The sequence below is a fragment of the Serratia sp. AXJ-M genome (genome assembly GCF_046531865.1).
Classification (GTDB): Bacteria; Pseudomonadota; Gammaproteobacteria; order Enterobacterales; family Enterobacteriaceae; genus Serratia; species Serratia liquefaciens.
In genome coordinates, this window is record NZ_CP059394.1 from 2205469 (window position 1) to 2231402 (window position 25934).

26 protein-coding genes are annotated in these 25934 nt (G+C 55.0%); 13 read left to right on the top strand and 13 right to left on the bottom strand.

The window, feature by feature from the left end; translation table 11 throughout:
- Positions 1 to 59: 59 nt before the first annotated feature.
- On the top strand, positions 60 to 851 hold the full coding sequence (gene kdgR, locus H0S68_RS10350) for a DNA-binding transcriptional regulator KdgR (protein ID WP_122079028.1): 792 nt from the start codon (positions 60 to 62) through the stop codon (positions 849 to 851).
- A 74-nt stretch (positions 852 to 925) separates the two neighbouring features.
- Here kdgR and phnR read toward each other — a convergent pair whose 3' ends face one another.
- A complete protein-coding gene (gene phnR / locus H0S68_RS10355; protein ID WP_122079031.1) occupies positions 926 to 1645 on the bottom strand; it encodes a phosphonate utilization transcriptional regulator PhnR in 720 nt (239 codons plus the stop codon).
- 269 nt (positions 1646 to 1914) lie between these two features.
- Between phnR and phnW the strand changes: the two genes are divergently transcribed.
- Positions 1915 to 3018: a 2-aminoethylphosphonate--pyruvate transaminase gene (gene phnW / locus H0S68_RS10360; protein ID WP_122079033.1), complete on the top strand. Its 1104-nt coding sequence runs from the start codon at positions 1915 to 1917 to the stop codon at positions 3016 to 3018.
- An 8-nt stretch (positions 3019 to 3026) separates the two neighbouring features.
- On the top strand, positions 3027 to 3836 hold the full coding sequence (gene phnX, locus H0S68_RS10365) for a phosphonoacetaldehyde hydrolase (protein WP_020826558.1): 810 nt from the start codon (positions 3027 to 3029) through the stop codon (positions 3834 to 3836).
- A 64-nt stretch (positions 3837 to 3900) separates the two neighbouring features.
- Here the strand turns inward: phnX and H0S68_RS10370 are convergent, their stop codons facing one another.
- From H0S68_RS10370 to H0S68_RS10385, 4 genes are all read right to left on the bottom strand, one after another.
- Positions 3901 to 5292 (bottom strand): L-cystine transporter, encoded by a 1392-nt coding sequence (locus tag H0S68_RS10370; RefSeq protein WP_020826559.1) that lies wholly within the window; start codon positions 5290 to 5292, stop codon positions 3901 to 3903.
- 183 nt (positions 5293 to 5475) lie between these two features.
- Positions 5476 to 6024, bottom strand: coding sequence for a metal-dependent hydrolase (locus tag H0S68_RS10375; RefSeq protein WP_020826560.1), 549 nt, complete (start codon positions 6022 to 6024; stop codon positions 5476 to 5478).
- Positions 6025 to 6420: 396 nt separating this feature from the next.
- A complete protein-coding gene (hxpB, locus tag H0S68_RS10380) occupies positions 6421 to 7086 on the bottom strand; it encodes a hexitol phosphatase HxpB (protein ID WP_262255358.1) in 666 nt (221 codons plus the stop codon).
- Between the two features lie 58 nt (positions 7087 to 7144).
- Positions 7145 to 8425, bottom strand: a complete 1281-nt coding sequence (locus H0S68_RS10385; RefSeq protein WP_410529371.1) for a protease — start codon at positions 8423 to 8425, stop codon at positions 7145 to 7147.
- A gap of 195 nt (positions 8426 to 8620) precedes the next feature.
- On the opposite strand from H0S68_RS10385, the gene H0S68_RS10390 reads away from it, so the two are divergent.
- Positions 8621 to 9181 (top strand): YniB family protein, encoded by a 561-nt coding sequence (locus H0S68_RS10390; protein WP_020826563.1) that lies wholly within the window; start codon positions 8621 to 8623, stop codon positions 9179 to 9181.
- A gap of 44 nt (positions 9182 to 9225) precedes the next feature.
- Here the strand turns inward: H0S68_RS10390 and H0S68_RS10395 are convergent, their stop codons facing one another.
- Complete coding sequence (locus H0S68_RS10395; protein ID WP_020826564.1) at positions 9226 to 10095, bottom strand: fructosamine kinase family protein; 870 nt, start codon at positions 10093 to 10095, stop codon at positions 9226 to 9228.
- 260 nt (positions 10096 to 10355) lie between these two features.
- On the opposite strand from H0S68_RS10395, the gene H0S68_RS10400 reads away from it, so the two are divergent.
- Positions 10356 to 10805, top strand: coding sequence for a GNAT family N-acetyltransferase (locus H0S68_RS10400; RefSeq protein WP_176983977.1), 450 nt, complete (start codon positions 10356 to 10358; stop codon positions 10803 to 10805).
- Positions 10806 to 10842: 37 nt separating this feature from the next.
- Here H0S68_RS10400 and H0S68_RS10405 read toward each other — a convergent pair whose 3' ends face one another.
- The 5 genes from H0S68_RS10405 to ghoS all read right to left on the bottom strand — a co-directional run bounded on the left by H0S68_RS10405 (position 10843) and on the right by ghoS (position 14826).
- Positions 10843 to 11703, bottom strand: coding sequence for a metal ABC transporter permease (locus H0S68_RS10405; protein ID WP_020826566.1), 861 nt, complete (start codon positions 11701 to 11703; stop codon positions 10843 to 10845).
- Positions 11703 to 12563 carry an iron/manganese ABC transporter permease subunit YfeC gene (yfeC, locus tag H0S68_RS10410; RefSeq protein WP_046373759.1) on the bottom strand — a complete coding sequence of 287 codons (861 nt, stop codon included), beginning with the start codon at positions 12561 to 12563 and terminating at the stop codon, positions 11703 to 11705. Before yfeC ends, H0S68_RS10405 begins: the two co-directional genes overlap by 1 nt.
- A complete protein-coding gene (locus H0S68_RS10415; RefSeq protein ID WP_020826568.1) occupies positions 12563 to 13453 on the bottom strand; it encodes a manganese/iron ABC transporter ATP-binding protein in 891 nt (296 codons plus the stop codon). The genes yfeC and H0S68_RS10415 overlap by 1 nt, the downstream gene beginning before the upstream one ends.
- Positions 13450 to 14394 carry a metal ABC transporter substrate-binding protein gene (locus H0S68_RS10420; protein ID WP_046373757.1) on the bottom strand — a complete coding sequence of 315 codons (945 nt, stop codon included), beginning with the start codon at positions 14392 to 14394 and terminating at the stop codon, positions 13450 to 13452. Before H0S68_RS10420 ends, H0S68_RS10415 begins: the two co-directional genes overlap by 4 nt.
- Positions 14395 to 14526: 132 nt before the next feature.
- Entirely contained in the window at positions 14527 to 14826 is a 300-nt protein-coding gene (ghoS, locus tag H0S68_RS10425; protein ID WP_116690645.1) for a type V toxin-antitoxin system endoribonuclease antitoxin GhoS, read from the bottom strand.
- 109 nt (positions 14827 to 14935) lie between these two features.
- Between ghoS and H0S68_RS10430 the strand changes: the two genes are divergently transcribed.
- From H0S68_RS10430 to H0S68_RS10455, 6 genes are all read left to right on the top strand, one after another.
- Complete coding sequence (locus tag H0S68_RS10430; protein WP_020826571.1) at positions 14936 to 15601, top strand: transglycosylase SLT domain-containing protein; 666 nt, start codon at positions 14936 to 14938, stop codon at positions 15599 to 15601.
- 307 nt (positions 15602 to 15908) lie between these two features.
- On the top strand, positions 15909 to 16634 hold the full coding sequence (locus H0S68_RS10435; protein WP_020826572.1) for a gluconate 2-dehydrogenase subunit 3 family protein: 726 nt from the start codon (positions 15909 to 15911) through the stop codon (positions 16632 to 16634).
- A gap of 2 nt (positions 16635 to 16636) precedes the next feature.
- Positions 16637 to 18418, top strand: a complete 1782-nt coding sequence (locus tag H0S68_RS10440) for a GMC family oxidoreductase (RefSeq protein WP_041414502.1) — start codon at positions 16637 to 16639, stop codon at positions 18416 to 18418.
- 12 nt (positions 18419 to 18430) lie between these two features.
- A complete protein-coding gene (locus tag H0S68_RS10445) occupies positions 18431 to 19768 on the top strand; it encodes a c-type cytochrome (protein WP_048762668.1) in 1338 nt (445 codons plus the stop codon).
- 256 nt (positions 19769 to 20024) lie between these two features.
- Complete coding sequence (locus H0S68_RS10450) at positions 20025 to 21308, top strand: septum site-determining protein (RefSeq protein WP_020826575.1); 1284 nt, start codon at positions 20025 to 20027, stop codon at positions 21306 to 21308.
- Between the two features lie 149 nt (positions 21309 to 21457).
- A complete protein-coding gene (locus tag H0S68_RS10455; protein ID WP_410529372.1) occupies positions 21458 to 22591 on the top strand; it encodes an ABC transporter substrate-binding protein in 1134 nt (377 codons plus the stop codon).
- A 38-nt stretch (positions 22592 to 22629) separates the two neighbouring features.
- On the opposite strand, the gene H0S68_RS10460 is transcribed toward H0S68_RS10455, so the two are convergent.
- Both H0S68_RS10460 and H0S68_RS10465 read right to left on the bottom strand, forming a co-directional pair.
- The gene (locus tag H0S68_RS10460) at positions 22630 to 23316 is read right to left on the bottom strand and encodes a MarC family NAAT transporter (RefSeq protein ID WP_020826577.1); all 687 of its coding nucleotides are present in this window, start codon (positions 23314 to 23316) and stop codon (positions 22630 to 22632) included.
- A 124-nt stretch (positions 23317 to 23440) separates the two neighbouring features.
- Entirely contained in the window at positions 23441 to 23662 is a 222-nt protein-coding gene (locus tag H0S68_RS10465; protein ID WP_122079060.1) for a hypothetical protein, read from the bottom strand.
- Between the two features lie 247 nt (positions 23663 to 23909).
- Between H0S68_RS10465 and H0S68_RS10470 the strand changes: the two genes are divergently transcribed.
- Positions 23910 to 24950 carry a PspA/IM30 family protein gene (locus H0S68_RS10470; protein ID WP_130015635.1) on the top strand — a complete coding sequence of 347 codons (1041 nt, stop codon included), beginning with the start codon at positions 23910 to 23912 and terminating at the stop codon, positions 24948 to 24950.
- 251 nt (positions 24951 to 25201) lie between these two features.
- Positions 25202 to 25813, top strand: a complete 612-nt coding sequence (locus H0S68_RS10475; protein WP_041415338.1) for a hypothetical protein — start codon at positions 25202 to 25204, stop codon at positions 25811 to 25813.
- Positions 25814 to 25934: the final 121 nt, after the last annotated feature.

The following is a 25934-nucleotide window of genomic DNA, read 5'->3' on the forward strand; positions in this document are numbered from 1 at the left end:
GTATACTGAAACCCTTGTTCAAATTTCTTAAAACACAAAAGCTGGGTAGGATTTTGACTATGGTGAACGCAGATCCAGACAAACAACCGGATGCGGTTTCCTCCGTGCTGAAGGTATTCGGTATCTTGCAGGCGCTGGGCGAGGAGCGTGAGATTGGCATTACAGAGCTTTCCCAGCGGGTGATGATGTCCAAAAGTACCGTATACCGTTTTCTTCAGACCATGAAGTCGTTGGGCTATGTGTCGCAGGAAGGGGAAACGGAAAAATATGCGCTGACGCTCAAGCTGTTTGAACTGGGTGCCAAGTCGTTGCAGAACGTCGATCTGATCCGTATTGCAGATGTTCAAATGCGTGAACTGTCGAATCACACCCGGGAAGCCATTCACCTTGGGGCGCTGGATGAAGACAGCATTGTTTATATCCATAAAATCGACGCGCAATATAACCTGCGCATGTATTCACGCATCGGTCGGCGTAACCCGTTGCACAGTACCGCGATCGGTAAAGTGTTGTTGGCGTGGCGCGATAGGGCGGAAGTGGCGCAAATTCTGTCGCAGATTGAATTTACCCGCAGCACGCCGAATACCCTGACCGATGCCGGGGCGCTGCTGTCGCTGTTGGATCAAGTGCGTGAGCAAGGTGTGGGTGAGGACATCGAAGAGCAAGAAGCAGGGCTGCGCTGTATTGCGGTGCCGGTATTTGACCGCTTTGGCGTAGTGACCGCCGGCCTGAGCATTTCGTTCCCGTCGATTCGTTACTCTGAAGATGCCAGGGCAGATTACGTCAAACGTCTGCACACCGCCGCGCGCAACATTTCTGAGCAAATGGGCTATCACGACTACCCGTACTGATCCCGTCAGTTGACCAAATCAAGGGCGCAGCCATTCACCGGCGGCGCCCTTTTTTGTTTGGCACAGGGCAGAGATCACAGCGTATCGACCTCAATGCGCAGGCTGTCATGCCGCCAGTATTCGATATCAAAATCGAGAATTCGCCCGTGCTGGTCGTAGTTTAACCGGCGCAGCAGCAGTGCGGGCAGGCCAACCATCGCGCCCAACGCAGTAGCGGCGGCGTATGGCAGGGCGGTAGGGTAAAACGACAGGTGCATCCGGTGGTAAATCAAATTGTACCGTTGCTGATAAATCTCGGTCAGGCTGCCGTTAAGATCCTGGTTGAGCAATTCAGGCACCCGCTGCGGTAGGCAGTGGTTCTCGCAATAGCAAATAGCCCGGCCGTCGGCATAGCGTACGCGGCGCAGCAGATAAATTGGGTCATTCGGCTCCAGCGCTAATGGTCGCATTACGTCGAGTGGCACCGCGGTTTTTTCGGCGGACAACAGCTCAGTGCGCGGCGTGCGCCCCTGCTCCTGGCATAACCGGTGGAAGTTGGTGTTCTGCGTCGGATCCAACCACAACCTTTCCGGCGTAACAAACCAACCCCTGCGGTCGGCGCGGTAGATGGCACCGGTGGCTTCCAACTGCGCCAGGCTTTCCCGTACGGTGACACGAGTAGTAGAGAAAATGGCGCACAGCTCACGTTCGGAAGGCAGCTTATCGCCCGCCTGCAGCGCGCCGCGAGTGATACGCGCCTGAAGCTGTTCCTTGATTTGCAGGTAGTGGGGCAACTCACCCAGATGTTCTTTCATTTCATCTCGCTATGGCATTACGGCACGCGCTCATTATATACCCGTCATACTTCAAGTGGCTTGGGTGTTAGCTGCCTTCACTCACCCCAGTCACTTACTTGAGTAAGCTCCTGGGGATTCACTCAGTTGCCGCCTACAAGCAACTCGAATTATTTGGGGTATACATGCGCAGATGAATTTTTTGTTTCACCTGCGGTTGGCGTTTGACCCGAAGGCCGGGTTGCGGTCAGTATAATACTCATCTGGTATAGACCAATTGGGTGAATGAAATGTCTGAGCACGATTATTTGCTGTTAACCCCTGGCCCGTTGACCACCTCAAAAACGGTGAAGGAAGCGATGCTGTTCGATAGCTGTACCTGGGATGAAGATTACAACCTGGGCGTGGTGCAGAACATTCGTCAGAAGCTCGAGGCGCTGGCGACTCGGTCAACCGGCTACACCTCAGTGTTGTTGCAAGGCAGCGGCAGTTTTGCGGTTGAAGCGGTATTGGGCACGGTAATGGGGCCGCAGGACAAATTGCTGATCGTCAATAACGGCGCTTATGGTGCGCGGATGATCGAAATGGCCCGGTTGATGGACATCAACCACCATGCGTTCAACTGTGGCGAAGTGAATGAGCCGGATGTTGAGGCGATGGAGGCGGTATTGAAAGGCGATGCAGGCATCAGTCATATCGCCATGGTGCATTGTGAAACTACCACGGGAATGCTGAATCCGCTGGAGCGCGTCTCAGGCCTGGCGGCGCGAAATGGCAAAACCCTGATCGTGGATGCGATGAGCAGTTTCGGCGGTATCCCGCTGGATGTCGATGCGCTCGGCATTGATTATCTGATCAGCTCGGCCAATAAATGCATTCAGGGCGTGCCGGGTTTCGCCTTTGTTATTGCCCGCCGCAATGAACTGGATAAGTGCGCGGGGCGCTCGCGTTCGTTGTCGTTGGATCTGTATGCTCAGTGGCGCTGTATGGAAGATAACGCCGGAAAATGGCGCTTTACCTCGCCGACGCATACGGTGCTGGCTTTTGCTCAGGCGCTGCGCGAGCTGGAGCAAGAAGGGGGGATTGAGGCCCGCCACGCTCGTTACCGGGCAAACCAGCAGCGGCTGGTGGCTGGGATGCGCGCGCTGGGGTTCGAAACCCTGTTGGAGGATGATTTGCACTCGCCGATCATCACCGCGTTCTATTCCCCGAAGGCCGACACTTACCGTTTTACCGAGTTCTATCAGCGCCTGAAACAGCAGGGCTTTGTCATCTATCCGGGCAAGGTATCGCAGAGCGACTGCTTCCGCATTGGCAATATCGGCGAAGTTTACCCGCAGGATATCGAACGTTTGCTGGCCGCGGTCGGGCAGGCAATGTACTGGGAGCAATGAGGATGAGCATGAGTCAGATTAACGCAGTGATACTCGACTGGGCCGGCACCACGGTAGATTTCGGCTCCTTTGCGCCAACGCAGATTTTTGTTGAAGCCTTTAAGCAGACCTTTGATATCGACATCAGCCTGGCGGAGGCGCGCATTCCGATGGGGTTGGGCAAATGGCAGCACATTGAGGCTTTGGGCAAATTGCCCGAGGTGGATGCGCGTTGGCGGCAGCAGTTGGGCCGCTCCATGAGTCATCAGGACATTGACGCGCTGTATCAGGCTTTTATGCCGTTGCAAATCGCCAAGGTGGTCGACTTTGCCGATCCGATTGAGGGTGTGCCACAGGTGATTGCTGCATTGCGTGAGCAGGGCATCAAGATAGGTTCCTGTTCGGGTTATCCGCGGGCGGTGATGGAGGTGCTGGCGCCGGCAGCGGCGCTGCGAGGTTACGCGCCGGATCACTGGGTTGCGACTGACGATTTGGCCGCTGGTGGGCGTCCAGGCCCGTGGATGGCGCTGCAAAACGTGATTACGCTGGGTATCGATTCGGTGGCGCACTGTGTGAAAGTGGATGATGCAGTGCCGGGTATCAGCGAAGGATTGAATGCAGGCATGTGGAGCATCGGGCTGGCGCTGTCGGGTAACGAGTTTGGTGCTACCTGGCAGGAATACCAACAAATGAGTGAGTCGGAAGTTAACAAGCGGCGCGCTTTGGCAACCGATAAACTGTATTCCGCCGGCGCGCACTACGTGATTGATACATTGGCACAACTGCCGGATGTAATTGCTGAAATCAATCAGCGACTGGCGGCGGGCGAACGGCCCTGAGTGGATTGCAGATATAAAAAACCGGGGCTGCGAACAAGCCCCGGTTTTTTATTGCCGACGAAATTTACTGGTGAGCCAGTTCCACTTCGTCTTCACTGTCCATAATGGACTTGTCTGTTTGCTTCATCAGTTGGCTGGTGATGGTACCCGCCGCCATAGAGCCGTTGACGTTCAGTGCGGTACGGCCCATGTCGATCAGCGGTTCAACGGAGATCAGCAGGGCAACCAGCGTCACTGGCAGACCCATTGCCGGCAGCACGATCAGCGCAGCGAAAGTCGCGCCGCCACCCACGCCGGCTACACCGGCGGAGCTGATGGTGACGATACCGACCAGGGTCGCGATCCACACCGGGTCCAGCGGGTTAATCCCGACGGTTGGGGCCACCATCACCGCCAGCATCGCTGGGTACAAGCCTGCACAGCCGTTCTGGCCAATGGTGGCGCCGAACGAGGCCGAGAAGCTGGCAATGGATTCTGGTACGCCCAGGCGGCGGGTTTGCGCTTCCACGTTCAGCGGAATGCTGGCGGCGCTGGAGCGGCTGGTAAAGGCGAAAGTGATGACCGGCCATACCTTGCGGAAGAACTTCAGCGGATTAACGCCGGTGAAGGCCAGCAGGGCAGCGTGCACCGCAAACATGATCGCCAGACCCAGATAAGAGGCCACGACGAAGCTACCCAGTTTGATGATGTCGTGAACGTTAGAGCCGGCAACCACTTTGGTCATCAGCGCCAGAACGCCATACGGAGTCAGTTTCATCACCAGACGCACCAGCTTCATCACCCAGGCCTGCAGGGTGTCGATAGCGACCAGCACGCGCTCACCTTTCGGCTTGTCGTCTTTCAGCAGCTGCAGCGACGCCACACCCAGGAAGGTTGCGAAGATTACCACGCTGATGATCGAGGTAGGGCTGGCACCGGTCAGATCGGCGAACGGGTTTTTAGGAATGAAGGACAGCACCATCTGCGGTACGGTCAGGTCGGCCAGTTTGCCCACATAGTTGCTTTGGATTGCGGACAGACGCGCACTTTCCTGCGCCCCTTGCACCAAGCCTTCAGCGGTCAGACCGAACAGGTTAGTTACCAGCACGCCCACCAGCGCCGAAATCAGCGTGGTGAACAACAGGGTGCCGATAGTCAGGAAGCTGATTTTCCCCAGGGAAGAGGCGTTATGCAGCTTGGCGACCGCGCTCAGAATCGAGGCGAAGACCAGCGGCATGACAATCATTTGCAGCAGTTGCACATAGCCGTTACCGACGATGTTGAACCAGCTGATGGATTCTTTCAGTACCGGATTGTCCGAACCGTACACCAGCTGCAGTGCCAAACCGAACACCACACCCATGACCAGGCCGACCAGTACCTTTTTCGCCAGGCTCCATTGCTTATGGCGGCTTTGCGCCAACAGCAAAAGGAGGGCGACAAAAATCACCACGTTAATAACCAGCGGAAAATTCATCCCCAATGTCTCCAAAATTTTTTCTTATATGAAAATGGCTATGCACCATGGCGTAGCGATACTAAATATCGTAACAGTTTGCTTAACGGCTCACTTATATCCAAATGGAATTTGATATAACTCATTGCGTAAATTTGTTTAATTTATGCACTCTGCGGTTATTAAGTGTCCGTTTTTATGTGATCACAGTCTGATATTTTTTATTTGTTCAAAATAAGACTGCACTGGGATGGTGCATCCGCCCTGCCAATAGATAGCGAAAGCCACCAGGCACAGGCACAGGGCGCGCTCAAGCTGATTGCCTTTCTGAGAATTTAGCAGCGGCAGACGAAAACGCCAGCGGCATGGCCAGAGTAGGGGGACGCCGGCGGGAGTGAGCATATCCGCCAGCAGATGGCTGAAGTAACCGATGATCATGGCATGCAAGACGTCGGCCGGAATCGGCCAACTGCGCGGCACGTCAAGCTGGAACAACGCCATGCCGCCGGCGATCGCCAGCAGGCTATGGGTAAAACCGCGGTGGCCGAAGGCGCGCGATATCGGAATAGCAATCCAACGCAGCCGTTGGCCCAGTACCGACTTGGGGTGATCGATATCGGGCAGCAGTGAGGTCAACAGCGCGGCAGGGATGATGTGCCACCAGTCGCCCGTTGCCAGCTCTGGGGTCACCTCGGCCTTCTTGGCGAAAATCGCGCAAGCGACAGAAAAAATAAGATGTCCTTCCGCGGTCATACTGCTGTTCCGGCTGATAAACTGTTAATTTATCCAGTATATGGGAAAATTCCCAGTAGTGGAAGCAGTTACCCTGTAACCAATTGTTTATTTTTCCCGGTTTTACAACGGCTTGTTACTTAAATGGTCAAGTGCTGTACGCTTTTGCTGCGGTAAGGGGATGGGCGAAGGAGAAAGCGCCGGACGACAGGGTAAGGCTGCGTGGCAGTGACAGCCTGTGCCTAACGTCCGGCGACTTTCTTGAACTGCAGCATAATGAGGCCGCTACAGTAACTCAATAAAAATGAAATAATGTTTTATTTATTTTATAGCGTGCAGCCAGATTTTGAACTTAAGCAACGAAAAGGCGGGAGAAGTCAGATTAGCGGCACCGGCAGTAAGCCGATGCCGTGAAAATCAGGCCAGATGATCGGAGGTGAGTTGCTCAAGGGAATCGAGCTTGTGGTCGGCCAGCGACCAACGGCCATCATGACGATACTCGTGCGCAGGGATCACGATAGAACGCATCCTCGCGGCCTTGGTGGCAATCATGCCGTTGAACGAGTCTTCCAGCGTTATACAGCGCAGGGGATCGCTGCCCAGGCGCTCGGCGGCGATCAGGTACACTTCCGGGTGCGGCTTGCTGTAAGGCAGGTACTCGGCGGAGACAAGTTGATCAAAGTAGCCTTCGAGGTCAAACATCTGCAGCACCTGTTGTTGCATGTGCAGCGGTGAGGCGGAGGCCAGGCCAATATTCAGATCCAGGCTGCGGCACAGCTCCAGCGCCTGTTGTACGCCAGGCAGCAGGGGGCGTTTTTCACGCACCAGCTCGATGGCGCGCTCGATAATACGTGCAGAGACTTCTTCTTGCGACACCCCTTGCCACGGCATGGCCTGGTACCACATCTTCACCACCAGATCGATGCGCAGACCCAGGGTATCCGGCAGTTTGTGGCGGTCTGACAAATCCAGCCCCAGTGCGCCAAAGATATCCAGTTCTGCCTGTAGCCACAGCGGTTCTGAATCGATCAATAAACCGTCCATATCAAAAATAGCGGTTTCAATGCGTTGCGAATAGGCCATTATCGGTTAACTCCTGCCGGTGAATGTGCCCGACACTTTATCATCGCCGGCGTTGAGACTAAAATTTTTGCCTGCGTGGCTGAGCCTTGCCAAAACGCAGGATGCGCCACATCTCCTGCACTTTTAGCCACCAGCGCTGATGCTGGCGTTCGGTGACCTGTTGCAGCATGCGGGCATAATCAAGCACCAACCCCGGTGTCCAGGTCATGCTTTCGCCACGGCTACGCAGCACCGCCAACATCCACAGGTTGGGATCGAGTATCAGCAACAGGAAACGCCGCCACAGATGTTTATCGCCCAGTACACCTTCCAGCGCGCTATCGAGCGCCTGAATAACCGTGGTGGAGCAGTTGCGACGAGTCAGATTGTAAGTGGCATCCTGACGATAACGCTGCCAGAACGCGCGTAATGCCGTCGGGTTGTAACGGCGAAACTGTATTTTTTTGTCCGGCGGGCACCAGGCCGCCACTTCCTGTTGCAAATCGGGCAGAAAGCGTCCGTCGACGTTATTTTGTTCACCGGAGTGCAATAGCCGGCGGAAATCTTGTGCGGACTGGCTGATTTCGTTAAGCGGATAGTGGCTGATATACACGTCCGGTGCCAACGCCAGGGCGGCATGGCCAGTGGATATATTGCCGCTGCCGTCCACCGCCGCGATGTAGCGATCGACGATGTAACGCCTGCGGGCATCTTTTGCCGATCCCGTCGGTGTCCAGACATACACCCTGAGCGGATTAGCGTCATTGGTTTGCGGCTGAGTGGCTAACTGCGGGTTCTGATTTAGCGAGAAGCTTTCCAACCTGCGGGCAATGCGTAGCAGTGCCCAGCCGGAAAGCAGGATCATCACGCCGATACAAAAAGGAACCGTCATCCGATGCGGCACCGGCCAGCCAATAAAAATCATCAGCGAAAGCAAGATTTCGCCGCTGCCCGCCAGCGCGACCGGTTTCCAGCGGCTGTGCTGGATCACCGTAGAAGAAGCAATGCGAACCGCACCGTCAAGCAGTAGCGCACTGCCAAACACCAGCGTGGCGACGATGTTGTCGTCGGCGGGCACGTCCCAAACTAAAAAGGCCAGAAACAAAAAGCCCAATCCCTTCAGTAACACCGGGCGACTGGCAGATGAGCCGATCACCAATGCGGCGGAAATCGCCACTAATCCCTCCAGCGCCAGCAGTACCGCCAGCGCATCCAACGCCAGCACGGAACGCCCGTCCTGAAGTACATCGAACAGCATCAGCGCGCCTACGGTGATCCACGCCCAGCCGAACAGCATTAGCAGGCGGCGTTGCCCCCGCAGCGCTTGCGCACCCAGCAATAAGATAATCAGCCGAATCATGAAGGCCCCTGTTTAAACGGTTTGATTTAACTATATAACTATTTACTGGCAACGCGCGCTCGCCGTTAAGCTGTTGATTTCGGATAATCCCGGCTACGCTTGTAGCACAGCAGTGCTGAAGAAAACGGTGGGCGAGTTTCAATAACTACAGGTAGACTTAGCCCATTACGGTTACGTCGCTTACAAGGGGAACACATGACGTATCAACAGGCTGGGCGCATTGCCATTTTAAAACGTATTCTTGGCTGGGTGGTTTTCATCCCTGCGTTACTGTCAACGCTGATCTCGCTGCTGATGTTTGTGTATCAACACAGCGAAAAGACCAAAGGCATCAACGCAGTAATGCTGGATTTCGTTCACGTAATGGTAGATATGGTGCGCTTTAACACCCCGTTCCTGAATATCTTCTGGTATAACTCGCCGGTACCGGACGTAGAAAAAAGCCTGTTCAGCGGCGCGAACCTGATGTTTATCATCATTTATATTCTGATTTTTGTCGGGCTGGCGCTGCAGGCCTCTGGCGCACGTATGTCACGTCAGGTGAAGTTTATCCGCGAAGGCCTGGAAGATCAGATGATCCTCGAACAGGCTAAAGGCAGCGAAGGGCATACGCGTGCGCAGTTGGAAGAACGCATTACGTTGCCGCACCATACCATCTTGCTGCAATACTTCCCGCTGTACATTTTGCCGGTGGTGATTGCGGTGATTGGCTGGTTTGTGATCAAGCTGCTCGGCCAACTGGCCGGGGCGGCCTGATAACGGCTGCTCATTAAAAAGGCGCTGATTTCAGCGCCTTTATTTTATCGGGACTCTGGATGCAGCAACGCTTCCACCGCGCGTTGGGCCCGAACCAGATGCTGCCCGCCGAACAGGTTACTGCGGTTGAGCAGATAATACAGTTGATAAAGCGGCTGACGTTCGATAAAGCCGCTCTCTAACGGCCAGACGCTCTGGTAGCCGTCGTAAATCTGCGGCGGCAGTTCCGGATACAGCGGCAGCATGGCCAAATCACACTCTCTGTCGCCCCAATAGCAGGCCGGATCGAACAGCAGTGGGCCGTCGGCGGTCATTGCGCAGTTGGCCGGCCACAAATCCCCGTGCAGAAGAGAAGGTTGCGGCTGATGATGCTGCAAACGCAGATACACGATGTCGACAATCTCATCGATATCCCCAAAGGTCATGCCTTTCTCTGCCGCCATCTGCAGTTGCCAGCCAATGCGCTGTTCGGCAAAAAACTCTGACCAGCGGCGCTGCCAGGCGTTGGGCTGTGGGGTGGTGGACAGGTCGTTGTCGAAGTCGAGGCCAAACTGCGGCTGTTCGCTCCACTTGTGTAAATGGGCCAGCTGTTGTCCGAGACAGTGAGCGCCATGGGCGTCTAAAGGTTTCAGGGTTTGGTATTCCAGCAGCAAGAAGCTGTAATCGCGATCGCTGCCTACGCCGTACACCTGCGGAACCCGCACGGTTTTACTGCGCGCCAGCAAGGCCAGCTGGTCGGCTTCGGCGGTGAAGATGGGCAACAGTTCGCGAGCGTCGCATTTGACAAACACCTGATTGTCACCGTAACTCACGCGCCACGCCGGATGGATTTCTCCCCCGGGCAGTTCGGTCCTTTCGCGGATTTCTGCGCTGCCAAGATGTTCACTTAACAGACGGCTAACGGCTTGCCACATGGTACACCCCCTCTGTGTTGCCTGCGAATTCATTAGGTTAGCGTCTTTAGCCCTGTGAAAACACGACCTGGCGCACAGCTGGCACCAACAACCGGCGATTTTATCGCCATCGCATTTGCTCAAAGTATATACGCTATTGATTAATTTAAGTACGACGTCTGTTGCAACTTGGCGGCGTGAGAGCGATGTTTATAAGGTCGTCAGCTATTACGGCAAGGGCAGGATTCAGATAACTATCATTATCAATGAGATGAACAACAATGGAGCAAAACCGGCAGTGGCAGCGAGGGGAATACCGGATCAACTGCGATACAAGTGAACTGAACCTCTCCTTTACTCACGCATTTTTGACCACTTCAAGCTGGGCGAGCGGCATTTCGTTGCCGACGGTGCAGTTGTCTATCGACAATAGCCTGTGCTTTGGCCTGTACCATCAACACCAGCAGATTGGTTTTGCGCGTCTGGTGACGGATTACGCCACTTTTGGCTATCTGTGCGATGTGTTTGTCTCCCCGGACTACCAGGGACAAGGGTTAGCGCGTTGGTTGATGGATTGCACGCTGGAACACCCGGTGTTGCAGCGGCTGCGGCGGATTATGCTGGTGACCGGTACTGCGCCGTGGTTGTATCAAAAGGTGGGTTATGAAGCGATAAACCGCGAGGATTTTGTCTGGCATATTGTCCGACCGGATATCTATCAGCAGCCGTAATGAGCAGCGGCGGGGCCATTAGGCACCGCCGCCTGTTTCAAGGTTTTGCGTCGAGCATTCCATTTTCGTGACGTTGTAACGGTTTAAATTTACTGTAGAGCAGGGCGAACACGAACAGAATGGCCTGGACTATCACAATGCAGGGGCCGGTGGCACCGTCAATGTGGAAGCTGATCAAGGTGCCGAGTACGCAGGAGAACACAGACACCACCGTGGCGACTATCAGCATGCGGTCGAAGCTGCGGCACAGCATGAAGGCAATAATGCCTGGAGCAATCAACATCGCAATCACCAGAATGACCCCGACGGCCTGCAATGAGGCGACAATTGTCAGCGCCAGCAGGCACAGCAGCCCGTAGTGCAACAGTTTCACCGGCAGGCCAATCACCCTGGCATGGTTGGGATCAAAACAGTAGAGCATCAAATCTTTGCGTTTCAGCAACACCACCAGCAGCGTAATGCCAGCCATCAGCAACGTCTGCTTCAGCTCTGCATCGGTAATGCCCAGCATATTGCCGAACAGAATGTGGCTGAGGTGCTGATCGGTATCGATACGGGAAAACAGCACCAGGCCAAAGGCAAACATGCCGGAGAAAACGATCCCCATTACCGTGTCCTCTTTCACCCGGCTGTTTTCTTTCAGGTAACCGGTGGCCACCGCACAGAAAATACCGGAGAAGAAGGCACCTATCACCACCGGAATGCCGAGCACGAACGCCACCACGATACCGGGCAGCACCGCATGCGAGATGGCGTCACCCATCAGCGACCAGCCTTTGAGCACCAGATAGCAAGAGAGCACCGCACACACCACGCCGGTCACGATGGCGGCCAGGATTGCCCGCTGCATAAAGGGATAGGCGAAGGGCTCGCTGAGCAGTTGATACAGGGTTTCCATCAGTGGCCTCCGGTCTGTTCACGTGCCACGCGGCGTTTGGACGCCAGTAGCCCATGTTTGGGGGCGAAGAAAAAGGCGGCCAGGAATACCAGCGTTTGCAGAGTCACGATCACCCCGCCGGTAGCCCCGTCGAGGAAGAAGCTGAGGTAAGCGCCAAGGCCGCTGGTTAGTGCGCCAATCACGATGGCGATAATCACCAACCGGCTGAAGCGGTCTGTCAGCAGGTAGGCGGTAGCCCCCGGCGTGATCACCATGGCGATCACCAAAATGGCGCCAACGGTTTGCAATGCCGCTACGGTGCAGGCGCTGAGCAAGGTGAAGAACAGGATCTTTAACCGCAGCGGCGACAGGCCGATAGACACGGCGTGGTTTTCGTCAAAAAACACTGCCAGTAAGTCTTTCCACACCAGACACAAGATCAGTAGCGAAACGCCGATGATAATCTCGACCTGCAATACGTCTTCATCGGCGATGCCGAGGATATTGCCGAAGATAATCGACTGGACGTTAACCGAGGTCGGGTTTAGCGACACAATCAACAGGCCTACGGCGAAGAAGGTGGAAAAGATAAAGCCGATAATGGCGTCTTCGCGCAGGCGAGTCACGTGGCGCACCAGCGTCATTGCCAGCGCGGCCAGCATGCCGGTGAAGAAGGCTCCGGCGGCGTAGGGCAGGCCTAGCGCATAGGCCCCGGCAACGCCGGGTACCACCGAGTGCGACAGTGCGTCCCCCATCAGCGACCAGCCCTTTAGCATCAGGTAGGCCGAAAGGAACGCGCAGGCGGCGCCGACGATGGCGCTGACCCAAATGGCTTTGACCATGTAGTTGTAACTGAAGGGTTGCAGCAGAAGTTCCAGCATCAGGGTTGTTTCTCCTTCGGCTGGCTTTGCGCCGGCGGATCGCTCTTGGTATGGCCGTAGAACACCGCTGGCCGCTCGTCATCGGTCAATACCGTGACCGTGCGCGGATCGTTGTCGTCGTGCAGATCCGGGCCTGACAGATTGATATGGCGCAGTACGCCGCCAAACGCCTGTTCCAGGTTGCTTTGGGTAAAGGTGGTTTCTGTTGGGCCGGCAGCCAGCACCGTGCGGTTAATCAGGATCACCCGATCGCAAAATTCCGGTACGCTCCCCAGGTTATGGGTTGAAACCAGGATCAGGTGGCCTTCATCACGCAGTGCGCGCAGCAGGTCGATAATGGCGTTCTCGGTTTTGACGTCGACCCCGGTGAAAGGCTCGTCCAGCAGCAGAACGCTGCCTTGTTGCGCCAGCGCCCGCGCCAGAAAGACGCGTTTTTTCTGCCCGCCGGAAAGCTCGCCGATCTGGCGGGTGCGTAACTCACTCAGCCCAACGCGCTCCAGCGCCTTGTCCACCCGCAGCCGGTCTTCCTTTGAAGGAATACGCAGGAAGTTCATCTTGCCGTAACGGCCCATCATGACGACATCTTCCACCAGCACCGGGAAATTCCAGTCAACGTCCTCGGTTTGCGGCACGTAAGCAATAACGTTTTTCTTTAATGCCTGCGCGACCGGCTGCTCGTTGAGCTGTACGCGGCCCGTGGTGGGCCGCACCAGGCCCATAATGCTTTTGAACAAGGTCGATTTACCGCTGCCGTTGACGCCAACCAGCGCGCAGATGGCACCGCCGCTCAGGGTAAAGCTGGCGTTGTGGATCGCGGTATGGCCGTTGTTGTAGGTCACGGTAACGTCGTCCACGCTCAACTCAGGGCGGACAAAAACCTCACTTGTCATTGATCAAATCCTTTGGCAATGGTTTGTACGGTGACGTTGAGCAGGTCGATATAGGTCGGTACCGGGCCATCCTGGGTGGACAGGGAGTCGACATAGAGCACGCCGCCGTATTTTGCGCCGGTTTCTTTCGCGACCTGCTTGGCCGGTTTGTCTGAAATAGTGCTTTCGCTGAACACCACCGGGATGTGGTTGGCACGCACGGCGTCAATCACCCGGCGAACCTGCTGCGGTGAACCTTGTTCATCGGCGTTGATCGGCCACAGATAGACTTCTTTCAACTGATAGTCTTTGGCCAGATAGCTGAAGGCGCCCTCGCTGGTCACCAGCCAACGCTGGGCTTCCGGAATGCGAGACAGGCGTTCGCGCAGCGGGGCATCCAGCGCGGCAATTTTGGCGGCGTAGGCTTTAGCATTGCGATTGTAGGTTTCTGCATTGGCCGGGTCGTACTGCACCAGCGCTTTGCGGATATTTTCGATGTACACCTGCGCATTGCTGGCAGACATCCAGGCATGTGGATTCGGGTTGCCGTTATAAGGCCCTTCGCGGATCGGCAGCGGGGTGATGCCCTCGGTGACCACGGCCGCAGGCACCTGTTTAATGTTCTCGAAGAAGCGTTGGAACCAGCGTTCCAGATTCATACCGTTCCACAGGATCAGGTCGGCGTGCTGCGCTTTGACGATGTCGCGTGGTGTAGGCTGGTAATCATGGATCTCTGCACCCGGTTTGGTGATCGACTCCACTACGGCGGCGTCACCGGCTACGTTCTGGGCAATGTCCTGAATAATGGTGAAAGTGGTCACCACGCGCAGCTTCTTTTCCGCCAACGCGGCATGGCTGGCAAGGCTGGCGGTCAACAACAGACACAGCAGGGTGAAAGGGCGGAAGTAAGCCCTGTTCTTAACGAGGGATAGGCGGGGAAAAGCGCGTTGTTTCAAAAACATGGTGACATCTCCTGGCTCAAATGAAAATGATTATCAATATCAATTAGAGCAAAGTCAAGCGTCACCTGCAGGCAAACTGCCGGTTATTTCCACAGCGAAGCGAAATAATACCCAGCAGTGAGTTATAGCATTTTATGTATCAGTATGTAACCGCTTTACGTAGTCCTCATAGGTGACGATGTCGGCCTCCGGCGCCTTGCCCAAGGCCACCTGACCAAGCTTCTGGGCCAATTGCCGTACATCCTCTTGATCCAGTGGGGTTATTAACGCAAAACTGTTGCTGCCCAGCTCGTGCGGAACGCCATTTTCGTCGGCCACCGACGTGACAAATCCTTGCAGGGTTAATTGTCCTGTCAGCTTGGCTAAATCAGCTAATCCTTCTTCCTGATAGCGAAAAGTGACCACAAAACACGTCGTTGCAGATTGACTCATAAATCACCTCTTGGTATACGAGTAGCTTGAGAATAGACCAAAAAAACCGTACAGGCGTCCTTACAAGTTGTATATGCTACGCAACTCATTGAAAGGAGTGAGGGATTCTGTGAAAACAAAAATAGGTTGCCTGACGGCAATTTTGCTTTTGTCGGGGTGCGCCAAAGACCCGCAAACAGCAACTAATAATTCAGGCAGTGGCACATCGCGTGGTGGTTGGCTAAAAACCCCCCCGCAGGCACCGGTTAACCGCACGGGGACACCGATAGCCTATAACGATTACATTCGTCAGGCAGCCAGCAGCTATGGCGTTGACGAAACGCTGATTAAAGCGATTATTCAGGTGGAGTCCGGGTTTAACCCGAACGCAGTCAGCACCTCGAACGCAGTGGGATTAATGCAGCTGAAGCCTTCAACCGCCGGGCGTGATGCCTATCGTTTAAAAGGAAGAAGCGGGCAACCAAGCTCGCGTGAGTTGAAGGATCCGGCGGTCAATATTGATCTGGGAACGGCCTATATCAATATTCTTCAAAGCCAGCAGCTAGCCGGGATCAACAACCCACAGACGTTGCGTTACGCCACCATCGTTTCCTACGTGAATGGGGCGGGCGCTATGCTTCGCACTTTCTCATCGGACAAGCGTGTGGCGGTGAACCGCATCAACCAAATGAGCCCGGATGAGTTTTATCAACACATCCAGAAAAAACATCCTGCCCCGCAGGCACCACGCTATCTCTGGAAAGTGACCACCGCCTACCAGGCGATGTCACCCTAGCCAAGATTTTTTCGTAAAACCGGCCGCGTCAGCAGCCGGTTTTTTATTGGCTTACGCTAAATTCGCGACACATCTCTCATTTTTCGTTATTTCCCATCCTGTTACCTAAAAAACCGCACGAATCGTTAACTTTACATTACCCATCAAATCTTTACGTTTATTCAATAAGTTACCGGTAACATTTTGGCTTTTGTTCACATTTTGGTCTTCAATAAATATACAAATAAGTAACAATTTGTGTTTAAAACCCGCATCGACCGCAAGGTTGAGGTTAAATAGTTGTGATTATCTTTGGATGGAATGTGATATGTCGGACGATAAAACTAACAATTCACGGCGCGATTTCCTGTTGAAATCGATGACTTTAATTCCCGCAGCAGTGATTGGCGGCAGTGGCGTGAGTGCGCTGACAGCTCCAATCCCGGCGGTTGCGGCAACAGACACCTCAAAACAGCCAGATTACCAACCGACTTTCTTTACGCCGGAAGAGTGGGCCTTCGTTAAAGCCGCTGCGGCGCGACTGATCCCGGCGGATGAACGCGGCCCCGGTGCGCTGGAGGCCGGCGTGCCGGAGTTTATCGATCGTCAAATGAATACCCCGTACGCCACCGGTTCTATTTGGTACATGCAGGGACCGTTTAACCCGGATGCACCGAAAGAAATGGGTTATCAACTGCCATTGGTGCCAAAACAGATCTATAACCTTGGCATCGCAGATGCTGATGCCTACTGCAAGAAAACCGCCGGTAAACCCTTTGCTGAACTTGACGCTGCACAGCAGGATGCGCTGTTGCAGAAGTTTGAGTCCGGAGAGGCGGAATTCTCGCAGTTGCCGGCAAAATTGTTCTTCTCCTACCTGTTGCAAAACACCCGCGAAGGTTTCTTCAGCGACCCGATCCATGGCGGCAATAAAGACATGGTTGGCTGGAAGCTGATTAATTTTCCGGGCGCGCGCGCCGACTTTATGGACTGGGTTGAGCGAGGGGAACGTTATCCCTTACCTCCGGTCTCGATTCGTGGGGAGAGGGGGTAACAATGGCAACGGTAATGAAAAAAGTAGACGCGGTGATCGTCGGTTTCGGTTGGGTGGGCGCGATTATGGCCAAAGAGCTGACCGAAGCGGGCCTGAACGTGGTGGCGCTGGAGCGTGGCCCGATGCGCGATACCTATCCGGACGGTTCCTATCCGCAGGTGATCGACGAACTGACCTATAACATCCGCCGCAAGCTGTTCCAGGATCTGTCGAAAAGCACCGTGACCATTCGTCATAATACCAGCCAGACTGCGGTGCCTTACCGCCAGTTGGCGGCGTTCCTGCCGGGTACCGGCGTGGGCGGCGCGGGCCTGCACTGGTCCGGCGTCCATTTCCGGGTCGATCCTATTGAGTTGCGTATGCGCAGCCATTACGAAGAGCGCTACGGCAAGAGCTTTATCCCGAAAGACATGACCATCCAGGATTTCGGCGTGAGCTACGCCGAGCTGGAGCCATTCTTCGACAAGGCCGAGAAAGTATTCGGCACTTCGGGCACCGCCTGGACCATCAAAGGCCAGAAAGTGGGTCAAAAGGGCGGCAACCCGTTCGCCGGTGACCGTTCGGACGACTTCCCGCTGCCGGCGCAGAAAAATACCTTCTCTGCCCAGCTGTTCGAGAAAGCGGCGCTGGAAGTAGGTTATCACCCGTATAACCTGCCTTCCGCCAACACCTCCGATTCCTATACCAACCCGTACGGTGCGCAGATGGGGCCGTGCAACTTCTGCGGTTTCTGCAGCGGTTATGCCTGTTACATGTATTCCAAGGCTTCGCCGAACGTCAACATTCTGCCGGCGCTGCGTATGGAAAAACGCTTTGAGCTGCGCACCAACGCTAACGTGTTGAAAGTGAATCTGACCGCCGATAAATCCCGTGCGACCGGGGTGAATTACATTGACGCGCAGGGTCGTGAAGTCGAGCAGCCGGCGGAGTTGGTGATTCTGGGGGCGTTCCAGTTCCACAACGTGCATCTGATGCTGCTGTCCGGCATCGGTAAACCTTACGATCCGGTGACCGGCGAAGGTGTGGTAGGGCGTAACTTCGCCTATCAGAACATGACCACCATCAAGGCGTTCTTCGACAAGGACGTATACACCAACCCGTTCATCGGCGCCGGCGGTAACGGTGTCGGCGTTGACGACTTCAACGCCGATAACTTTGATCATGCCAAAGAAGGCTTCGTCGGCGGTTCGCCGTTCTGGGTCAACCAGGCAGGGACCAAGCCTATTTCCGGCTTGCCAACGCCGCCAGGAACGCCAGCCTGGGGTAGCAAGTGGAAAGCGGCAGTGGCCGATGCTTATACCCACCATGTGTCGATGGATGCGCACGGTGCGCATCAGTCGTACCGCAGCAACTATCTGGACCTCGATCCCAACTACAAGAACGTCTTCGGCCAGCCCTTGCTGCGCATGACGTTCGACTGGCAGGAAAATGACGTCAAGATGTCGCAGTTCATGTACGACAAAATGGCACCTATCGCCAAGGCCATGAATCCTAAACTGATCGCCGGCAGCCCGAAAAACGCCAATAGCCACTTTGATACCACCAGCTATCAGACCACCCATATGAACGGCGGGGCGGTGATGGGGGAAGATCCGAAAACCAGCGCGGTGAACCGCTATCTGCAAAGCTGGGACGTGCATAACGTATTCTCGATCGGCGCGTCGGCCTTCCCTCAGGGTCTGGGTTACAACCCGACCGGCACCGTGGCCGCGTTGGCTTACTGGTCTGCCCGTGCCATTCGCGAGCAGTATCTGAAAAACCCAGGCCCTTTGGTGCAGGCATAAGGACGGCGACTGATGAAAGCATTTGTTCCCGCACTGGTTCTCAGTGCACTGAGTTTTTCCGTATGGGCGCAGGACGCCACCGTCAGCAGCGAGCTGATCAAACGCGGTGAGTATTTGGCGCGCGCCGGTGACTGCGTGGCCTGCCACACCAACGGCAAAAGCGGTAAAGAGTTTGCAGGCGGTCTGGCGATGGAAACGCCGATCGGCACCATCTACTCCACCAATATTTCGCCGGACAAGAAAACCGGTATCGGTGATTACAGCTTCGAAGACTTTGACAATGCGGTACGCAAAGGCGTCGCCAAAAACGGCAGCACCCTGTACCCGGCGATGCCGTATCCGTCGTTTGCCTTGGTGAAAGAGGATGACATGCGCGCCATGTACGCCTATTTCATGCACGGTGTGCAACCGGTGGAGCAGGCCAACAAGGATTCCGACATTCCTTGGCCGCTGTCGATGCGTTGGCCGTTGAGCATCTGGCGCGGCATGTTTGCGCCTTCACCGGCCGACTTTGTGGCTGACACCAAGGCGGATCCGGTGATTGAACGCGGTCGCTATCTGGTGGAAGGGCTGGGTCACTGTGGCGCCTGCCATACGCCACGTAGCCTTACCATGCAGGAAAAAGCGCTGAGCAATAACGACGGCGACACCTATCTGTCCGGCAGCAATGCGCCGATCGACGGTTGGGTGGCTTCCAGCCTGCGCGGTGACAACAAGGATGGGTTGGGGACCTGGAGCGAAGCCGAACTGACGGAGTTCCTGAAAACCGGACGCAACGACAAGTCTATCGTGTTTGGTGGCATGAGCGACGTGGTAGAGCACAGCCTGCAGTATCTCAGCGATGAGGATCTGACGGCGATCTCGCGCTATCTGAAAACGCTGCCGCCGAAAGACGGCAAGCAGCAGGCGGCACCGGTCGAAGACAGCGTCGCCAAGGATCTGTGGCGCGGTAACGACAGCAAGCCCGGAGCGGCGCTGTACGTCGATAACTGCGCGGCCTGCCACCGCACCGATGGCGTAGGCTATAAACGCGCCTTCCCGGCGCTTAAGGGCAATCCGGTGGTACAGACCGAAGACGCGACTTCGCTGATTCATATCGTGCTGACAGGTAACACCACGCCGGCGGTGAAAGGGGCGGTTTCCAACATCACCATGCCGCCGTTCGGCTGGCGTCTGAACGACCAGCAGGTAGCGGATGTGGTGAACTTCATCCGTTCAAGCTGGGGCAACAGCGCCAAGCCAATCGACGCCTCAGACGTGGCCAGCGTGCGTAAAGACCGCTCGATGATCCGCGATGAGAAGGAGATGGGCAGCGCCGCCGTGCCGGAACATCCGGACGCCAACAAGTAAATCTGAAAGGGCCTCGTTCGAGGCCCTTTTCTTTTGGCCGGGCGTGCTGATTTTGGCAGCATTTTCTGCTCGTAAATCACTCTGTCAGCCGATAAAACATAGACCCGAGCCGCATTTTTCATTATCCTTTGCCGTCCTTTTAGCAGGAACAAGAGTGAAATACTGCGTTAATCCACTGATTAATATTAAAAATTCGCGGAGAAGGATATCCCGTTGAGCGCAATCGTTGTCGCTGAAGAGTAAGGTAAGCTTTCTTATGAGTACGATTTCTCCCGATTCAGGCACGCTGGCAACCGCCCAGGCTGCCAAATGGAATAAAACCGATACCGTGTGGATGTTTGGGCTCTATGCCACCGCTGTCGGCGCAGGAACCCTGTTCCTGCCGATCAATGCAGGTCTGAATGGCCCGCTGGTCCTGTTGTTGATGGCGTTGTTCGCTTTCCCGCTGACTTATTTACCGCACCGCGCATTGAGCCGCTTTGTGCTGTCAGGCTCCAGCCGTGACGGCAATATCCATGATGTGGTGGTGGAGCACTTTGGCGTGCTGGCCGGCAAAATCATCATGGTGCTGTACCTGATGGCGTTCTTCCCGATCGTGCTGGTGTACAGCATCTCGATCACCAATGCGCTGGACAGCTTCCTGATCCATCAGTTTCACCTGGCGCCGCTACCGCGTGTCTGGCTGAGCCTGGCGGTGGTGGTGGTTCTGAACCTGGTGTTGCTGCGCGGCAAAGACGCTATCGTTTCGGCGATGGGCATGTTGGTGTTCCCGCTGCTGGTGTTTTTGATGGGTATCTCGCTGTATCTGGTACCCACCTGGCAAACGGCAAACTTTGTCAGCGGCCTGGCCAACACCCAGTTCAGCAGCCCGGACCTGTGGCATTCACTGTGGCTGGCGGTGCCGGTGATGGTGTTTTCTTTCAGCCATGCGCCGATTATTTCGTCCTTCGCCTCCACGCAAAAGAGCCTGTACGGTGAGAAGGCCGAACGCCGCTGCGCGCGTATCATGCGCTACAGCTATGTGCTGATCTGCGTCACCGTCTTGTTCTTTGTCTTTAGCTGCGTACTGAGCCTGTCACATGAGGATATGCAGCAGGCGAAAGATCAAAACATCACCGTGCTGACCACGCTGGCGAACAAATTCTCCAACCCGCTGATCGCCTACCTTGGCCCAATGATGGCGATGCTGGCGATGGCCAAGTCTTATCTCGGCACTTCCCTGGGCGTGACCGAAGGGGCAACCAGCCTGATCGACGGCCTGACGCGAGCGGTTGGCAAACCCTTGAGCTCGCGAATTACGCACCGGATTTCTGCGATATCGCTGTTCCTGCTGACCTGGGCGGCGACGGTGTGGAACCCAAGTGCGCTGCACATTATCGAAACCATCAGCGGTCCGCTGATTGCAGCGATCCTGTTTATTCTGCCGATGTACGCTGTGCGTGCAGTGCCCGCGATGCGCCGCTATCGTGCGCTGAGCAACGTCTTTGTCCTGGTGATGGGCCTGATAGCGCTGTCGGCGCTGATTTACGGCCTGATTTGACCTCAGTAGCGCATCGGATTCGGTGCGCTGCTTTTTCCCTGTTCACATCCCTTTTCAATTAAGCGAAAACGCACCTGGGGTTCTCTTTGATAATGGGAGCGGTTCTCATTATTATTTCCGCACTGATTTCCTACGCTAAGGAGTTTTACGTGCACCGTCGAATCACCCTGTTGGCTTTGGCCTGCGCCTGCGGTTTATCCGCTCAGGCGATGGCGACCACTTATCCGTTAACCCTGACAGATACCTCCGGCCAGAGTCTGACCATCAAGCAAGAGCCGAAGCGCATTGTGGTGCAGGACGGGCGCGATATTCTGACGCTGGCCTTGCTCGACCGCGCCGATCCTTTCGCCCGGCTGGTGGCCTGGAATAACCTGCTCAAGAAAAGCGACGGTGAAACCTGGAAGTTCCTGCGTAACAAGTGGCCGGAAGCCAGCGGCATTATCGATATGGGCTTTAGTGATAAGGGCGAGGTCAACCTGGAAAGCGTGATCGCCAAACAGCCTGATCTGATGGTGGCTCAACTGCGTTCCAAGCCTTCACTGAGCCAGACTGGCGTGTTGGATAAGCTGAAAGCGCTCAACATTCCGGTGCTGTTTATCGACACCATGCTCAAGCCGGTGGAAAACACCCCGAAAAGCATCACGCTGCTGGGTGAGACCCTCAACCGTGAAAGCGAAGCGAAACAGTACACCGACTTCTATCAGCAGCATTATCAGAACATCCTGGATAAAACCAAAGCCGTCGAGCCAAAGCCGTTGGTATTTATCGAGGCAAAAGCCGGTCTTAACGGGCTTGAGTCCTGTTGTTTCACTCATTCTCACGTCGGTTGGGGTGGGATGATCGAGGCGGTAGGCGCACGTAACCTGGGTTCCGCATTGTTGCCTGGCGCAACCGGCGACGTCTCCCTGGAAAAAGTGATCAGCATGAAACCTGACGCCTATATCGTGTCCGGCTCTCAATGGGCGACCAAAACCAATGCCGCAGTGCCCTTTGGTTACGGCGTGACGCAGCAGCAGGTTGATGACGCCTTTAATCGGATGAAGCAACGCCCGGGTTTCGCTCAGGTTACGGCGGTGAAGGAGGGGCGCTTCTACGGCATTTACCATAACTTCTATAACCACCCGTACAACATCGTCGGGCTGGAATATCTGGCGAAGTTTATCTATCCGAATCAGTTCAAGGAATTGGATCCGGCAAAAACCTACAGCGAAATCCTCAGCCGCTTTACCGAAGTGCCGGAAGGTAAGGGGATATTGGGTGCGCAGGCACCGGCAGGAAAGTAAACATCGTGAAGGGCGCGGCTGATACCGCGCCCTTATTGTCAGGCCGCAGGCACGTAGGTGGAGATGATTTCCAACACGCCGTTGATAATAAACTGCACGCCCATACACACCAGCAAGAACCCCATCAGACGCGAAATGGCTTCGATGCCGCTTTTGCCCACCAGGCGCATAATGGCGCCGGAACTGCGCAGGCAGACCCACAGGATAAAGGCAACCGAGAAGAAAATCGCCACCGGGGCCACCAGCAGCACCCAATGGGCGAAACCCAGCGTATTTTCGTGAATGCTCGATGCGGAGCTGATGATCATGGCGATAGTCCCGGGGCCAGCGGTGCTTGGCATTGCCAGGGGGACAAAGGCGATATTGGCCGAGGTTTTCTTACGCAGTTCGTTTGACTTGGTTTCCACTTCTGGCGCGTCTTCTGCGCTTTGCTGCGGGAACAACATGCGGAAACCGATAAATGCCACAATCAACCCACCGGCAATACGCAGACCGGGAATGGAAATGCCGAAGGTGTTCATCACTACTTGGCCGGCGTAGAACGCCACCGTCATGATAAAGAATACATAAATGGATGCCATCAGCGACTGCTGATTGCGTTCTTCGCGCGTCATATTGCCCGACAGGCCAAGCAACAGCGCGACGGTGGTCAGCGGGTTGGCCAGTGGCAACAGCAGTACCAAACCCAGTCCGATGGCCTGGAATAACTGCAGAATACTTGTCATAAAGCGAACTCCCTGTTTTCAGTTAAAACACGACAGCGCAACCTGATCGCCTGCCATGAAATGCGAATTGCTTCCGCAATAAGTGACTTAAAATACAATGAATTAATAAAAGGTTCTCACACCATTAACCTGGACTGCCAGGGGGGAGCAGTTCAAGAACGGCGTCGGTATTAGCGTCATCGTCGTTCACGCAATCATTGGTAATCTCCGGAGTATCCTCACATTCCATCGGCGGCTCATTCACCGCGATGGCCCGTGGATGACGGTCTGCTCCCAGATGGAGCAGGACAAAAAGAGCCGTCAGCACCAGGCAGGCGCCAACGAGTAATTTCAATAACCGGTTCATGATGCGGGGTGCTTCTCAACTCTGCCGTTAATGGCATCAGGATAGCGGGAGCCAGAGATGTTCGCCATCGCTGATTTGCGCAATGTGCAGGGAGCAACACGCCGGCTAAACACGGACAAAGAGTACATGTATCATTAGTTAATTTTATATTTTTGATCATTAAGCCACCCCTTTTTTTATTGGATTCTATACTGATAGGGCTTTCGGGCAGTTTTACTTAATCGAAAAGCTTAAAAGGAGTTTTACTATGCAAGTGGCAAACGAATTGGCAACGGTTAAAAAAATATCGTGGGGCAGCGTAATTGGCGGGGTTATCACCGTTTTGGCGGTGTCGCTGCTGCTGTCTACTCTGGGGACCAGTCTGGGGTTTTCCATCGTCGATCCGACCTCTGACGATCCGGTCAACGGGGCCGGTACGACTGTGGTGGTTTGGTCTGCAATTTCGATCATCCTGAGCCTGGCTGCCGGTGCCTTTATTGCCGGTCGTCTGGCAGCGAATGATGGGTTAATCCACGGTTTCCTGGTTTGGGCCACCTCGCTGATTGTGGCGGCCGTGTTGGGCGCTTTGTTGGTGGGGTCTGCAGTCAAAGCTACCGGGAACGCGCTGGGGGCTATTGCCTCAACTTCCGGTAGCCTGCTTTCCGGTGCCGGGTCAGCCATTGGTAAAGGCGCTTCGGGTCTCGCGGATGCCGGCGGCAAAGTGTTTGATAAGTTGGGTATCGACACCAAGTTGGAACCCGAAAAGTTACAAGACAATGTCGTGGCGGCACTGAAAAAAAGCGATATCCCTTCATTGCAGCCGGAGTTTATGCAGCAACAGTTGGACGCGGCCAAGAGTGAAGTGGGGGACGCGGTAAAAGCGTTGGCGCTGCAGCCTGACAATAGCGATGCAATTATTCAGGATCTGGTTGCCAAATTGAAAAAACACGGTGAGGCCATTTCGCAGGACGTCGATGAGGATTCGCTCAAGAAAGCGCTGTCGGAGAATACCGATATGACACCGCAGGAAGTTGACCAGACCGTCAAAAATCTGGTGGATGCGAAAAACAAAACGGCGCAGTTGGTGAATCAGCGCTTGAACGACGTGGAAGTAAAAATTAATCAGGCTAAGCAGGAATATACAGAGCTGAAGCAAAAAGCGCGCGAGCAGGCAGCGGAAGCGGCTAAGGCCTTGTCTCATGCGGCCCTGTGGTCATTCTTCGCATTGCTGATTGGCGCAGTCATCAGCGCGTTGGCCGGCCTGTGGGGCGTTAAGACCAACAGCCGTATCGTGGTGGTGAGAGAATAACGGCGACAAGGAGTTAGCCGGGTCTTACTTGCGCGTCTCAATATCGGGATGAGAGGCCCGGATCTTCACGACGGTGAAGTGACAGCCAGGAAAGACTGGCATCCTCCCTGGCAATTTGCCGGGGATTTTTGTTTTTTATGGCCCTTTAGTGGCAAATCAGACACGAAGTAAGCCTATTCCGCATCAATTGCTACGATCCCCTTGCGCAGGTGAATACCATAGTCGCGCTTTAAATAATAACGAGTATGACTATGAAACATGATCTGCAAATTTTACTGGGAAAAATAGGCTCCTTTCTGCTTTACAGCGCATTTTTGGCTGCGCTGATGGGCTTAATGTTCATTGATGTGCACTGGTTGCATAATTTTGTCTACGAAACCTCCTTAACCGAATCGGCGCAGGAAGTGATGCTGGCCGCCATCTCAGGCTTATTCTTTGTGGCTGCACGCCGGCAAGTTGCCTACCGGCCCGCATGGGTGCTGGCGGGAGGTTTCTTCCTTTGCATGCTGATCCGCGAGATGGATTTTGCCTTCGATATGCTGTGGCACGGTTCCTGGCTGTGGTTCGCCTTGGCGGTGACGCTTGGATGCCTGTGGTATGCGTCACGCCACATTGAGGCCACGGTGCAGGGATTGGCGCATTTCGTGACGCATCCGAGCTACGGCATGATGTGCGCAGGCCTGCTGTGCATTCTGGTATTTTCACGCTTGTTTGGCATGAATTCTCTGTGGCAAATGCTGATGCTGGATGGCTATAACCGGGTGGTGAAGAACATGGTGGAAGAGGGCTGCGAGCTGTTGGGTTACGCCTTCTGCCTGATTGCCGCGTTGGGTTACCTGAAGGACCGCCCAGCTTCCCGCTAAAGCCGGGCCTGTGCCGCAGTTTATTTATCCGGAACAATTTTAGTGATACTATCCGCTTAGCCAATATGGCTGTGAAGGTATGCTTTCCATTCTGTGTACCAAGTTAGGTTTCAATCTGGCA